15 protein-coding genes are annotated in these 13,314 nt (G+C 74.0%); 6 read left to right on the plus strand and 9 right to left on the minus strand.

Translation table 11 applies throughout. The features are described 5' to 3' along the window. The first annotated feature begins 22 nt into the window (after window positions 1–22). Both AB0J42_RS27735 and AB0J42_RS27740 read left to right on the plus strand, forming a co-directional pair. A complete protein-coding gene (locus AB0J42_RS27735; RefSeq protein WP_364299403.1) occupies window positions 23–211 on the plus strand; it encodes a hypothetical protein in 189 nt (62 codons plus the stop codon). A 90-nt stretch (window positions 212–301) separates the two neighbouring features. Then, window positions 302–1,261, plus strand: a complete 960-nt coding sequence (locus tag AB0J42_RS27740) for a LysR family transcriptional regulator (RefSeq protein ID WP_364299405.1) — start codon at window positions 302–304, stop codon at window positions 1,259–1,261. Here AB0J42_RS27740 and AB0J42_RS27745 read toward each other — a convergent pair. Continuing rightward, window positions 1,258–1,836, minus strand: coding sequence for a hypothetical protein (locus AB0J42_RS27745; RefSeq protein WP_364299407.1), 579 nt, complete (start codon window positions 1,834–1,836; stop codon window positions 1,258–1,260). The two genes, AB0J42_RS27740 and AB0J42_RS27745, sit on opposite strands and share 4 nt — an antisense overlap. Window positions 1,837–1,979: 143 nt before the next feature. Here AB0J42_RS27745 and npdG point away from each other — a divergent pair, with 143 nt between their 5' ends. After that, entirely contained in the window at window positions 1,980–2,633 is a 654-nt protein-coding gene (gene npdG, locus AB0J42_RS27750; protein WP_364299409.1) for an NADPH-dependent F420 reductase, read from the plus strand. 26 nt (window positions 2,634–2,659) lie between these two features. After that, window positions 2,660–3,367, plus strand: coding sequence for a MerR family DNA-binding transcriptional regulator (locus AB0J42_RS27755; protein WP_364299411.1), 708 nt, complete (start codon window positions 2,660–2,662; stop codon window positions 3,365–3,367). 193 nt (window positions 3,368–3,560) lie between these two features. Here AB0J42_RS27755 and AB0J42_RS27760 read toward each other — a convergent pair whose 3' ends face one another. The 6 genes from AB0J42_RS27760 to AB0J42_RS27785 form a co-directional block, all read right to left on the minus strand. Further along, complete coding sequence (locus AB0J42_RS27760; RefSeq protein WP_364299483.1) at window positions 3,561–4,166, minus strand: response regulator transcription factor; 606 nt, start codon at window positions 4,164–4,166, stop codon at window positions 3,561–3,563. Between the two features lie 2 nt (window positions 4,167–4,168). Next, window positions 4,169–5,260, minus strand: a complete 1,092-nt coding sequence (locus tag AB0J42_RS27765) for a sensor histidine kinase (protein WP_364299413.1) — start codon at window positions 5,258–5,260, stop codon at window positions 4,169–4,171. Window positions 5,261–5,267: 7 nt separating this feature from the next. Next, window positions 5,268–5,987 (minus strand): ABC transporter permease, encoded by a 720-nt coding sequence (locus tag AB0J42_RS27770; RefSeq protein ID WP_364299415.1) that lies wholly within the window; start codon window positions 5,985–5,987, stop codon window positions 5,268–5,270. Next, window positions 5,984–6,871, minus strand: coding sequence for an ABC transporter ATP-binding protein (locus AB0J42_RS27775; protein WP_364299417.1), 888 nt, complete (start codon window positions 6,869–6,871; stop codon window positions 5,984–5,986). Before AB0J42_RS27775 ends, AB0J42_RS27770 begins: the two co-directional genes overlap by 4 nt. 45 nt (window positions 6,872–6,916) lie before the next feature. Continuing rightward, complete coding sequence (locus AB0J42_RS27780) at window positions 6,917–7,606, minus strand: alpha/beta hydrolase (protein WP_364299419.1); 690 nt, start codon at window positions 7,604–7,606, stop codon at window positions 6,917–6,919. Between the two features lie 72 nt (window positions 7,607–7,678). Next, on the minus strand, window positions 7,679–9,223 hold the full coding sequence (locus AB0J42_RS27785) for a PLP-dependent aminotransferase family protein (RefSeq protein WP_364299421.1): 1,545 nt from the start codon (window positions 9,221–9,223) through the stop codon (window positions 7,679–7,681). A 60-nt stretch (window positions 9,224–9,283) separates the two neighbouring features. On the opposite strand from AB0J42_RS27785, the gene AB0J42_RS27790 reads away from it, so the two are divergent. Then, window positions 9,284–10,456, plus strand: coding sequence for an aminotransferase class I/II-fold pyridoxal phosphate-dependent enzyme (locus AB0J42_RS27790; protein WP_364299423.1), 1,173 nt, complete (start codon window positions 9,284–9,286; stop codon window positions 10,454–10,456). Window positions 10,457–10,493: 37 nt separating this feature from the next. Then, window positions 10,494–11,462: a threonine/serine dehydratase gene (locus AB0J42_RS27795; RefSeq protein WP_364299425.1), complete on the plus strand. Its 969-nt coding sequence runs from the start codon at window positions 10,494–10,496 to the stop codon at window positions 11,460–11,462. A gap of 150 nt (window positions 11,463–11,612) precedes the next feature. Here AB0J42_RS27795 and AB0J42_RS27800 read toward each other — a convergent pair whose 3' ends face one another. After that, window positions 11,613–12,398 (minus strand): hypothetical protein, encoded by a 786-nt coding sequence (locus tag AB0J42_RS27800; protein ID WP_364299427.1) that lies wholly within the window; start codon window positions 12,396–12,398, stop codon window positions 11,613–11,615. 18 nt (window positions 12,399–12,416) lie between these two features. Beyond that, window positions 12,417–13,244 (minus strand): 3-methyl-2-oxobutanoate hydroxymethyltransferase, encoded by an 828-nt coding sequence (gene panB / locus AB0J42_RS27805; RefSeq protein WP_364299429.1) that lies wholly within the window; start codon window positions 13,242–13,244, stop codon window positions 12,417–12,419. Between the last annotated feature and the right edge of the window lie 70 nt (window positions 13,245–13,314).

Raw genomic sequence — 13,314 nt, forward strand, 5'->3', positions numbered from 1 at the left:
AAACACGAGTCTACGGGGCAGAATGGACCTCGTGACCGATGGCCAGTGGTGGTTCTGTCTCAAGCACATGCGGGTCGAACCCGAGATGGGATGCCCCAACAAGGACCGGATGGGACCGTACGCGACCGAGCAGGAAGCCGCGGGCGCGCTGGAGCGCGCCGACGCCCGTAACAAGGCGTGGGAAGAGGCGGACGAAGAAGAGGACCAATGACGAGTGCGGCGGGGAAGCCCGGTGGCTCCCCGCCGCTCTGCCGTCATAAAGGCCGTTAAAGAGCGCGTAAGACACGCGTACGCTCGCTTCATGGACATCGACCCCCGGCGGCTGCGCGTGCTGCGCGAGGTCCACCTGCGCGGCGGCGTCACGCGGGCCGCCGAGGCGCTCTACCTGACCGCCTCGGCCGTCTCCCAGCAGCTCGCCCAGCTGGAACGGGAGGTCGGGCTGGCGCTCATCGACCGCTCGCAGCGGCGCGTCTCGCTCACCCCGGCCGGTCGGGTGCTCGCCGGATACGCCGAACGGGTCGAGGAGGAACTGGCCGAGGCCCGGCGGGAGCTGACCCGCTTCACCGAGCGGCTGGCCGGGCCGGTGCGCATCGCCGCGTTCCCCACCGTGATCCAGCACATCCTGGTGCCCGCGCTGCGCGACCTGGCCGCCAGCCATCCCAAGATCGAGCCCGCCATCCACGAGGTGTTCGGGCCGCCCGCGCTGCAGGAGCTGCGGCTGGGCGCCGTGGACGTGCTCATCACCGAGCAGGACATGAACCGGCCCGTGCTGCCCCAGCCGTCGCTGGCCACGCGCGCCCTGTTCGTGGACGAGTACCGCGTCGTGGTGCCGCCGGACTGGTCTGAGCCGCCCCGCCGGGTCTCCGAACTGGCCGAGGTGGCGTGGGTGGCGTGCGAGCCGCACCTGGCGTGCGGGCAGGCGCTGGAGCGGCTGGCCGGGCTGCACGGGTTCGAGCCGCGCCGGGTCCACGTCATCACCGACTTCGTCCCGACGCTGGCGCTGGTGGCGGCGGGGCGCGGGGTGGCGATCGTGCCCACGCTGGCGCTGCTGGACGTGCCGGAGGGCGAGGTGCTGGTCAGCGAGATCCGCGACGTGGGCGCCCGGCGGATCGACGCCGTCACGCGGGTGAGCCGGACCCGGTCGGGCGAGCCCGATCCGGTGCAGTCGGTCGTCATCGCGGCCATCGAACGGGCCACGGCCGAGCTGGAATCGACGCTCAGCGCCCGTCTCGGACGGCCCCGCGAGGAGGCGGCCGGTTAGTCGGTGACCTGCGGGCCGCTCAGCTTGTCGAGGAGGCGGGCCAGCCGGTCGCGCAGGCCCGGCCGCTGGGGGATCTCGCCGGCGGCGGTGCTCACCAGGTGCTGGGCGCCGTCGAAGCTGACCGGCGCGTGCTGCGGGACGGTGATCGCGTCGTGGGCGAGCCCGGCCAGCTCCGTGTCGCCGCCCTCCAGGGCCAGGATGGTGGCGCCGATGCGGCGGGCGTCGTCGACCCGTTCCAGGAGCGGGACGGGGGCCTGCTCCCCGGCCACCACGAACAGCGTCTCGCCGCGCGCCGCCCGTTCGATCCGCTCCAGCCCCACCCGCAGGTGGGCGGGGGCGCCGGGGGGCGGCGACCAGCGCACCAGGGTGGGCGCGAGCTGCGGCAGCCCGGACAGGCGGGCCTCGTCGGCGAGGTGGGCGGTGAGGTGCCAGGGCTCGTCGTCGGGCGTGCCGACCAGCAGCAGCCCGCCGGGGGAGCGGGTGGTGCGCAGCGCCCTGCCCAGTTCGCGGGTGCGTTCCACCCATACGGTGCCGGCGAGGATTTCGCGCAGGTCTGCCACAGCCCCTGAGTCCATGGCCTCCATGGTGCCTGACGGGTGCGGCCGGGGTCAGAGGTTTGGCGGTGATCTCCGCTGGCCATGGCGTGACATTCCGGGTTAATGGGTCATATCGCACCTCGGTTCAGAGGTGTGAAAGGCCTGCTGGCATGATGCGTCCTATGACTGACGTGAGCGGGCTGAGCATCGGCATTCTGGGCGGCACCGGAGACCAGGGGAAGGGGCTGGCGCGACGGTTCGCGCTGGCCGGGCTGAAGGTGATGATCGGGTCGCGGAGCGCCGAACGGGCGCGTGAGGCGGCCGAGTCCATCGGCGGCGGCGCCACCGGCGCGGAGAACGCCGTCGTCGCGGCCGAGACCGACCTGGTCATCGTGGCCGTCCCCTACGACGGCCACAAGGCGCTGCTGGAGTCGCTGGCCCCGCAGCTCGCCGGCAAGATCGTGGTCGACTGCGTGAACCCGCTCGGCTTCGACAAGAGGGGCGCCTACGCGCTGCCCGTCGAGGAGGGCAGCGCCGCGCAGCAGGCCGCGGCGGTCCTTCCCGACAGCCGCGTGGTGGCGGCGTTCCACCACGTGTCGGCCGTCGTGCTGCTCGACCCGGCGGTGGAGAAGGTGGACCTCGACGTGCTCGTGCTGGGCGACGACCGGGAGGCGACCGACACCGTGCAGGCGCTGGCCGACGTGATCCCGGGCGTGCGCGGCGTCTACGGCGGGCGGCTCCGCAACGCCTTCCAGGTGGAGGCGCTGACCGCGAACCTCATCTCGGTCAACCGCCGCTACAAGGCGCACGCCGGCATCCGCATCACCGACATCTGACGACAGTCCCTCCACGGGAGGTGACGGTGCGGCGCGCCGACCGGCTCCGGCCCAGCGACCTGGCCCGCGAGCATGGGCTGTCCGCGCAGGCCGTGCGGAACTACGAGGACGACGGGATCCTGCCCCCGGCGCCCCGCGGCGACCAGGGCTACCGCCACTACACGCCGGTCCACGCTCAGGCGCTCCGGGCCTTCCTCGCGCTCCGGCCGGGGTTCGGGCACCGGGGCGCGGCCGCCATCCTGCGCGCCGCCAACGCGGGCGACGAGGACACCGTCGCCCGCCTCGTCGACCAGGGCCACGCCGAACTCCTCCGGGACCGGGCCACCCTGGACGAGGTGACCGCCGCCCTCGCCGCCCTCGACCCGGCCGGGGACCGCCCGATGAGCGGCGCGCCCACCGTCGGCGCCCTCGCCCACCAGCTCGGCCTCCACCCCGCCACCCTGCGCAAATGGGAGAGGGCCGGAATCCTCCACGCCGAACGCGACCCCGCCACCGGCTACCGCCGCTACCCGCCCGCCGCCGTACGCGACGCGCACCTGGCCCGCCAGCTCCGGCGCGGCGGCTACCCGCTGGCGCGGATCGCCCGCGCCGTCGCCGCCGTGCGGGAGGCGGACGGCGCCGGTCCCCTGGAGGAAGCGCTCTCGGAGTGGCGCTCCAGACTGCGCCGCCGCAGCCGCGCCATGCTCGACGGCGCCGCCGAACTCGCCGCCTACCTCCGCCTCCGCGGTCTCTGACAGTCGTGCCCACCGGTCCTTTAGCGGCCCGTGCCTACCTCCGCCTGTGCGAGCCGTAGCGTCGCTCAGAGCCAGTGAGGAGGGTGGTGTCCCCTCCGTCACAGGGCCTGTAGCAGTCGCTCAGAGGTGGTGTCTCCCTCTGCCTGCCGCTTGCGTTGCCTCTGGCGGCCGTTCCGCGCGGATGGTGTCCTGCTCAGAGCCAGCCGGCGTCCTGGGCGATGCGGACGGCGTCGATCTTGTTGCGGGCGCCCGTCTTGGTGATGGCGCTCGTCAGGTAGTTGCGGACGGTGCCGGGGGACAGGTGCAGGCGGGAGGCGATCTCCTCCGCCGACGCCCCTCGGGAGGCTTCCTTGAGTACGGTCGACTCGCGCGGAGTCAGAGGGCTCTCGCCGTACTCCATCGCCGCGGACACCAGTTCGGGGTCGAGCACCCGCAGCCCGGCGGCGGTGCGCCGGATGGCGTCCGCGAGCCGGTCGCCGGGGGCGTCCTTGACCAGGAACGCCTCGATCCCGTTCGCCAGCGCGCGCCGCACGTGTCCGGGCTGGCCGAGCGCCGTCAGCACGAGCACGCGGCAGTCCGGAAGCCGTTCCCGCAGTTCCGCCGCGGCGGTGATGCCGTCGACCACCGGCAGGTCGATGTCCACGATCGCGACGTCGGGGCGGGTCTTCAGCGCGGCCGGGACGATCTCGTCGCCGCGCGTGACCTCGGCGACCACGTCGATGTCGGGCTCCAGGCGGAGCAGCGCGGTGAGCGCCGCCCGGATCATGTGCATGTCCTCGGCCAGCATCACCCTGATCACCGTCATGCCGGTACCTCCACCACCAGCAGGAAACCACCCGCCTCGCCGGGCCCCGCCGTGAGGGTGCCTCCTGCCTGGGCGGCCCGTTCGGCCAGCCCGGTCAGGCCGCCCCGGCTGACCACCGGAGCGTCCCCGGCCCCGTCGTTGGCGACCTCCAGCCGGAGCCGCCCGTCGCGGACGGACGTGGTGATCGTGCAGGTGGTGGCGCGGCTGTGACGCACGATGTTGGTGACCGCCTCCCGCACCGCCCAGGCCAGCGCATCGTCGGACCGTTTCGGCGGTGTCGCGTCGGCCAGGTGGACCTGGCAGCGCACCCCCGACGACTCCAGCAGCGCGACCGCGCGGTCCACCTCACCCGCCAGTGAGAGCTCGCGATAGCCCCGCGCCACCTGCCGCACGTCCTGCGCCGCCTCCCGGGCCACGCTGACCAGCTCCGTCACCTCGCTCCGCGCCGACTCCGGGTCGCGGTCGAGCAGCCGGGAGGCCAGGTCGCCCTTGAGCGCGATGGCCGTGAGGCTGCGGCCCAGCCCGTCGTGCAGGTCGCGGGAGATGCGCAGCCGTTCCTTCAGCACGGCGGCCTCGGCCAGCTCCGCCCGGGCCTCCTCCAACTCGGCGGCGACCCGGGCCAGCCGCACCAGGGCGTAGATCATGGCCCCGGTGATCGGCACGGAGAGCGCGTAGAAGAAGGTCACCACCGCGAAGTTCGGGCCCATCCAGAGCGCGCCTCCCACGTACACGGTCATCACGCCGACCAGCGGCACGCCCCAGCGCAGCGGCAGGAAGACCAGCACGCTCCCGGCCAGCAGCGGCGCCGCCACCGACGAGTAGCCGGACGGCAGCAGGTAGTCGGGCACGAAGGTGACCAGGGCCTGCAGCACCAGCGTGAGCGGGAAGCGGGCGGGCCGCTCGCCGCGCAGGCCCGCCCGCATGTTCACGTAGTGCAGGCCCACGACAGCGAGCATGACCAGCGTGGCCAGCAGCCCGGGCAGCGGCCCGGCCAGGTAGTAGAGCAGCCCGAGCACCGTGTAGGCGACGGCGACGCCGGTCAGCAGGCCGCTCGCCATGCGCCTGGCGGAGGTGGAGGTGGAGGTCACGAGTCGATTATGAGCGCCGCGGTTCCCACCGGAACCAGAGCCGTAGCCCGGCGATCCCGATCACTGTCCAGCCGGCCAGGATCAGGGCGGGCACCAGCACCTCGCCGTGCCGGATCGCGGACACCACGGCGGCGGTCGGAAGCAGGTCCAGTGCCGCCTGGAGGAACGACGGCAGTGGGATCGGCCCCATCGCCCCGGCGCCCACCCCCGCCAGCAGGAACACCGGCATGGCGAACGCCGCCGCCAGTTCGGCGCGCGGGATCGCGGCCGTGTAGGCGGCGCCCAGCAGCGCCATCACCGCCGATCCCAGCACGACGGCGGCAGTGAACAGCAGCGGGTCGCCGGGCAGCGGAACCCCGGCGAGCAGCCGCACCGCCAGGACCGACAGCGCGATGATGACCACGGTCTGCGTGACGACGCTGGCGATCTGCCCGCCCAGGATCTGCGCGTCGGTCAGCTCGGTCGTGCGCAGCCGCTTGAGCACGAGCTGGTCACGGCGGGTGGTGATGGCCACGACCACGGTCATGAACGTGGTGATCGCCAGGGTCATCGCGATCATCCCGTGGAAGAGGTGGGCGGCGGCGGCCACGCCCTCGGCGGTGACGTTCCGCATCAGCACCGGCAGCCCGATGGACAGCCCCACCGGCGTGATGACCGTGCCGATGAGCATGCCCCGGTCCTTCCAGAACAGCCGGGTGCCGAGCCGGTAGGTGGCGGCGAGGGTCATCGTGTGCTCCTGGGCAGGTCGAGGAAGAGGTCTTCGAGGGTGGCGGTGCGGACCTCCAGGCCCGCCAGCCGCAGGCCGCGGCCCGCGGCCCAGGTCAGCAGCGTCTGGGCGGCCAGGTCGGGGTCGCCGGCGCGGCACACGGCCAGCTCGCCGTCGAGCGTGACCGGCAGCGGCAGATCCTCCGGCCCGACGCCCGGCGGCAGCCGGAACGCCACCCGGCCGCGCAGGCCGGCGAGCGTGCCCGCCATGTCGCCCGCGGCCACCACCTCGCCCTCCTCCATGATCGCCATCGAGGCGGCCAGCCGTTGCGCCTCCTCCAGGTAGTGCGTCGTCAGCAGGATCGTGGTGCCCTCCCGGGCCAGCTCGCGCACCACCTCCCAGGTGTTCGCGCGCGCCTCCGGGTCCATGCCGGCGGTCGGCTCGTCCAGGAACAGCACGCCAGGCCGGCCCAGCAGGGCCAGCGCCAGGTCGAGCCGCCGCTTCTCGCCGCCGGACAGCTGCCGCACCTTGGTCGCGGCCTTGGCGCGGAGCCCGGCCAGCTCCAGCGCCTCGTCGCGGGGGCGCGGCGCGGAGGTGAAGCCGCGCCAGGTGTCGACGGTCTGCGCCACGGTCAGGTCGGGGAAGAACCCCGCCTCCTGCAGCATGACGCCGATGCGTCTCCGTACCGCCGCCCGGTCGGCCACCGGGTCGAGGCCGAGCACCCGCACCGAGCCGCCGTCAGGCCGCTGCAACCCGGCCAGCAGCTCCACGGTGGTGGTCTTGCCCGCGCCGTTCCTGCCGAGCAGGGCGAAGATCTGTCCTTCGGGCACCTCGAACGAGACGTCCTTGACCGCCTCGAAAGCGCCGTAACGCTTCCTGAGCCCGCTTACCAGGATCGCTGTCATGCACCCGACTCTGCCGGGCGCGGGCGCGCGGCGGCAGTGAAGAATTCACGACCTTCGCGACAGCGTGACCAGCGCCCCGGCCACCGCCTCCGGGTCGACGATCTGGTGCAGGTGGCGGCCCGGGAGGTGCCGGACCGGCCAGCCGCGCCGCCGGGCCTGCTCCGCGAGCGTGTCGTACGGCGGGCCGAACCACAGGAACGAGCAGCGCACCCCGTCCCAGCCCGCGGGCACCGGCACCACGTCGGTGTAGAAGGCGAGCGGCAGCCGCGGCTGCTCCGCGACCACCCGCTCGCGCACCTCCGGGCGGCCGGCCGGGAACATGGGCGCCACGTCCTCCTCGCTCCACCAGTCGGTCCAGCGCGGCAGCACGCCGCCCTCCCCGGCCAGCTCGCGCAGGAACGGCAGGACGTTTTCCTCTCCTGGCTTGACCAGCCCGCGCTCCGGCGGCAGGGCGGCGTCGGCGAACACGCACGCCACCACCCGGTCGCCCAGCCCCTCCCTGATCACCGGCATGAACCAGCCGGCGTTGCTGTGGGCCACCGGCACGAGCGGGCCGTCGCCGGGCGCCGCCTCGCGCACCGCCGCCACGATCCGCGGCCAGTAGGGCGGGCCGCCCTCGGTGATCCGGGTCAGGTCGGGCACCACCGCCGTGTGGCCCCGGCGCTCCAGCGCCTCGGCCACCGGCGCCCACGTGGACGGTCCCACGCTCGGGCTGTGTACGAGCACGAAGGTCATCCCCACACCTTGCCGCACGCGGGCCGCTGGCCACCGGAGTGTCAGCTCTGGGCGGATCCGCCGAGAGCCGACTCAGACGACGAGGGTGGGCCGTGACGAGAGCCGCTGCGTGTCGTCGTAGGCGTGCCAGGCCGAGGCCAGGGCCCGGACCGCCGCCGACAGCTCCGCCTCCGGGAGCTGGAAGTGCAGCCGGATGCGGTCGGCCAGGCCGCCGAGCGGGTCGAAGGCGCGGCCCGGCGGCACCGCCACCCCGTGCCGGAGCGCGACCTGGGCGAACGAGTCGGCCTCGCCGCGCGGCAGCCGCACCCAGATCGTCTGGCCGCCTTCGGCGGGTTCGAACGACCAGGACGGCAGGCGGTCGCGTAATTCGCCGCAGAGGTGGTCGTGGCGGGCGCGCAGGACTCGTACGCGGGCGCGCTTGATCTCGTCGAGACGGTGCAGCAGCGCGGCGGCGGCGAGCTGGGAGACCGCGTCGCCGCCGAGGTCGTGCACGGCGCGGAGCCGGGCCAGGCGCGCGGCGAGCGGCGCCGGCGCCCTGATCCAGCCGATGCGCAGGCCGCCCCAGACCACCTTGCTCAGCGACGCGACCGTGATCACCTGCTCGCCGGTCGTGTAGGCGGCGAGCGGGGCCGGAACCTCGGCGTCGAAGCAGAGCTCCGCGCAGACCTCGTCGTCGATGACCGGCATGTCGTGCTCGGCGGCGACCGCGGCGACCCTGCGGCGGATGGCGCTCTCCATGATCGAACCGGCGGGGTTGCTCGCGGTCGGGACCGTGTAGAGCAGCGCGGGGCGTTCCCGCATGGCGGGTACGAGGTCGACCGGCTGGGGGTGGCGGCGCGGCTCCCCGGGAGAGCCGGCTGCCGGTTCCGGGGACCTGCGGGGGTGGCCGGGCGGTTCCGGGCGGTTCGTGCCCAGCCGTTCCACGAGCGGGTCGAGGGTGACCGGGCGGAGGGCCGCGGCGGCGTGCCGGAAGACCTCCAGGGCGCCGGGGTAGGTCGGGGACTCGGTGAGGACGCGGTCGCCGGGGGACACCAGCAGCCCCGCCAGCAGGGTGAGCGCCTGCTGCGCCCCTGTCGTCACGATGATCTCCTCGGCGGTCGTCCGCAGGCCGCGCCGCCGGTAGTAGGCCGCCACCGCTTCCCGCAGCTCCGGCTGACCGGCGGGCTGGTAGCCCAGGTCGCGCATGCCCGCCAGCCGCCCGGCCGCCTCCTCGTACGCCTCCGCCAGCTCCGGCGGCGGCTCGTCGGGGGCGGCGCAGGTCAGCAGCGTCACCCCGTCGGGCGGGTGCAGGATGTGCAGCAGCAGCGGGTTCGCCGTCACCCCGTCGGCCGTACGGGTGGAGGGCAGGTCCACCTCGGCGACCCGGGTGCCGCTGCCCTGCCGCCGCAGCACCCGGCCCTCCCGCTGGAGCAGCTCGTACGCGGCCACCACGGTGCCGCGCCCGACCGCGAGCCGTCTGGCCAGCACCCGGTCCGGCGGCAGGAGAGCGCCGGGCGGCAGCACGCCGTCGTCGATGAGGACCCGCAGCCGGGTCGCGAGCAGCAGGTACAGCGGCCCGCGGCCGGACGCCCAGCGGCCCAGCAGGTCGACGAGCTGGTCGATATTGGCCCCATTCATGGACCAATCTTGTGGGATTGGATCTGATCTCGCAGGACTTTCCCGTACATCCTTACTTACATGACCGAATACCGCCCCGAAACTCGTGCGGTTCACGTGCCCCACCCCGTGGTCGAGGGCAGCCGCCCGATCAGCGTGCCCATCTACCAGACGTCCGGCTTCGCCTTCGACGACCCGGCGGTCATGGCGGAGGGCATGACCGCCCCCGACGGCGCCTACGTCTACGGCCGCTACAGCAACCCCACCGTCCGCGCCCTGGAAGAGGCCGTCGCCGGGCTGGAGGGCGGCGTCGCCGCCGTGGCCGCCGGCTCCGGCATGGGCGCCATCAACACGGTGCTGCTCGGCCTGCTCAAGCCGGGCGACCACCTGATCGCCCAGCGGGCCCTGTACGGCGGCACCGCGGCCATGCTCAACGAGCTGGTGGCGCGGTTCGGCGTCGAGGTCAGCTACGTGCCCGAGCACGACCCCGCCGCGCTGCGCGCCGCCGCCCGGCCCGAGACCAAGCTGGTCTACCTGGAGACCATCGCCAACCCGATGTGCCGCGTCGCCGACCTGCCCGCGATGTGCGCCACCGCCCGCGAGCTGGGCCTGGTCAGCGTGGTCGACAACACCTTCGCCACGCCCCTGCTGTGCCGCCCGATCGAGCACGGCGCCGACGTCGTCGTGCACTCCACCACCAAGTACCTGTCCGGGCACAGCGACGTGCTCGGCGGCATGGCGGTCTTCGCCGACGACGCGCTCTACCGCAAGCTCTGGCACTTCGCGGTCGAGCTGGGGCCGTCGCCCGACCCGTTCGCCGCCTGGCTCACCCTGCGCGGGATGCAGACGCTGGCGCTGCGCATGGAACGCCACTGCGGCAACGCCCGCCTGCTCGCCACCCGCCTGGCCGGACACCCGGCGGTGGCGGCCGTGCACTGGCCGGGGCTGCCCACCCACCCCTCGTACGAGGTGGCGGGCAAGCTGCTGCCCGACTTCGGCGGCGTCTTCTCGTTCGACCTGGCGGGCGGGCGCGCGGCGGGGGAGAGGTTCATGCGGTCGGTACGGCTCGCGCTGGTCGCGCCGTCGCTGGGCGGGGTCGAGACGCTCATCCTGCACCCGGCGACCACCTCGCACCGCTCGCTCGGCCCGGACGAGCTGGCCCGGCACGGCATCGGCGAGGGCACGGTACGGGTCGCCGTCGGCATCGAGCATCCCGAGGACCTCTGGGCGGACTTCGAGCAGGCGCTGGCGTGAGAGCCTGGAGAGAGAGCCTGAACATCGGGGAGCAGCGGTGACGGTGACCTACGACGACGTGGCGGCGGCGGCCGGGCGGATCGGGGGACACGTGCTGCGCACCCCCGTCCTGGAGGTCGCGCCCGGGCTCGTGTTCAAGCTGGAGCTGCTGCAGCACTCCGGGTCGTTCAAGGTGCGCGGGGCGTTCAACCGGATGCTGGCGGCGGGTCAGCTGCCGGCGAGCGGGGTGATCGCGGCCAGCGGCGGCAACCACGGGCTGGCGGTCGCGTACGCGGCGCGGGCGCTGGGGGTGCGGGCGGAGATCTTCGTGCCGGAGGTGACCAGCCCCGTCAAGGTGGCCGGGCTGCGCGCGCTCGGCGCCCGGATCAACCAGGGCGGCGCCATCTACTCCGAGGCGGCGGAGGCGGCGGCCAAACGCGCCGCCGAGACGGGCGCGCTGGTGGTGCACGCCTACGACCAGCCCGAGGTGGTGGCCGGGCAGGGCACCACCGGTCTGGAGCTGATGGAGCAGACGGGCGGCGTCGACACGATCCTGGTCGCCGTCGGCGGGGGCGGCTTGGCCGCGGGCATCTACCTCGGCTCCGGCGCCACGCCTCCCGACCCGGTCGGCCCGCCGCCTCCGCCGGGCTTCGGGCCGGCGCGGCCGAAAATCGTGTGTGTGGAGCCGGAGCGGATCCCGACCTTCCATGAGGCGCTGAAGGCCGGCCGGCCGGTGCCCGTGGAGGTGAGCGGGGTGGCGGCCGACTCGCTGGGCGCCACCGTGATCGGCGAGATCGCGTACGGGATCCTCGGCGCGGCCGGCGCCCGGAGCGTGCTGGTCGCCGAGGACGCCATCGTGGCCGCCCGCCGCACCCTCTGGGAGAAGCACCGCCTGGCCACCGAGCCCGGCGGCGCGACCGCGTACGCCGCCCTGCTGTCGGGCGCCTACATCCCCGGGCCCGGCGAGCGGGTGGCGGTGGTGCTCTGCGGCTCCAACACCGACCCCGCCACGCTCACCGCCGAATGACCGGTCACGAACCGGGTCCTGGCCGGTTTCCGCGGCGGCCCGCCGCCCCGCGATTCCGGTGAAGATGGAGGACAAGGTGTGATGCCGGTGAGGGCGGAGAACACGGTGTGATGCCGAGGGGATTCCGGTGAGAAGGTGTGATGCCGGGGGTCAGCACCACTCGACCGGGTTGCCGATCGCGACGGACGCCTCGCAGACCTCTGTCAGCGGGCGGAGGATGTAGTCGTAGCGCCCGGCTGTGACCGGGCGCTCCTCGACCTCCAGCCGCACCGGCCGGTCCTGTCCGGCCACGGGCTGACCGAGTTCGAGCTCCACCGCCTCGCCGGTGTCGAGGTCGGTGAGCCGCAGCAGCACGCCGCGCCCCGACGGCCCGAGCGGTTCGTGCAGGCACCGCCGGGCCCGGAACAGCTCCGTGCCGGACCCGCGCACGAACAGCCCGCGCGGGTCGGCGCCGACCTGGCGCCCGTATGTCCCGTCCCAGAAGAACACGCCCTCGTACGCGGCGACGTAGGTGACGACGACCTCGCCCGTGTCGTCCACGAGCACGGTCTCGGACCCGAGACGGGCCTCCTCCCTGAAGAACCGCAGCTCCTCCAGCACCGCGCGGGCCGCCTCGGGTTCCAGCTCGCCGCCGTTGCCCTGGGGAAGCTCCGCCCGCAGCACCGGGAAGTGCTCCCAGCCGGCCCGCGCCAGCGCCTCGCGGAACATGCGGTAGCCGCTCCAGTTGGACACGCGGGCCGACGCGTACTCCATGTCCGGGTGGACGCACGCCCCGGAGTGGACCCACCCGTCGAACGCGGCGAACAGCTCCTCGTTCCCCTCGTACGGGAGCGCGAGGTCCTCGCCGTCGGCCGTGATCAGCTCGCGCGGCACCGGCGGCTCGGTGGTGCGCCCTTCCTCCCAGCACCGGCACCGCACGAAAGCGTCGAGTCCCACGCGATCACTGTAGGGGGATCAGCGGTAGGCGTGCTCCGGCCCGGGGAAGGCGCCGTTGACGACCTCCTCGGCGTAGGTCCGCGCGGCCCGGCCGAGCTCGGCGCCGAGGTCCGCGTACCGCTTGACGAACCGGGCCGGGCTGGGGGTCAGCCCCGCCATGTCCTGCCAGACGAGCACCTGGGCGTCGGTGGCGGCGCCGGCGCCGATGCCGATCGTGGGGATCGACAGCGAGGCCGTCACCCGTTCGGCCAGCTCGGCGGGCACGCATTCGAGCACGACCGAGAACGCGCCCGCCCGCTCCAGGTCCTTGGCGTCGGCCATCAGCTCGTCGCCCGCCTCCCCGCGCCCCTGGACGCGGTAGCCGCCGAGCGTGTTCACCGACTGGGGGGTCAGCCCGAGGTGCGCCATGACCGGCACGCCGGCCGCGACGAGCGCCTCGACCTGGGGGACGACCCGGCGGCCGCCCTCCAGCTTGACCGCGTGCGCGCCCGCCTCCTTCATGAACCGGGCCGCCGACTCCAGCGCCTGCTCGGGCGAGGCCTGGTACGAGCCGAACGGCAGGTCGGCGACCACGAGCGCGCGTGACGAGCCGCGCACCACCGCCGCGGTCAGCGGCAGCAGGTCGTCGACGGTGACCGGCAGCGTGGAGTCGTAGCCGTACACGACCATCGCGGCCGAGTCGCCCACGAGCAGGACGGGAATGCCCGCCTCGTCGAACACCCGGGCCGTCATCGCGTCGTAAGCGGTGATCATCGGCCACCGCTCCCCGCGCTCCTTGGCCGCGGCGAGGTCGCGCACGGTGACCCGGCGGCCGGTGACGCCGCCGTACAGGGTGGTTGAAGACATCAGGGTCAACCTCCGAACACGTCTCGAGGCGCCCCGATGGCGTCCCCGGACTCACTCCGATGATGCCAGC

The organism is Nonomuraea sp. NPDC049649 (assembly GCF_040675175.1).
Taxonomy (GTDB): domain Bacteria; phylum Actinomycetota; class Actinomycetes; order Streptosporangiales; family Streptosporangiaceae; genus Nonomuraea.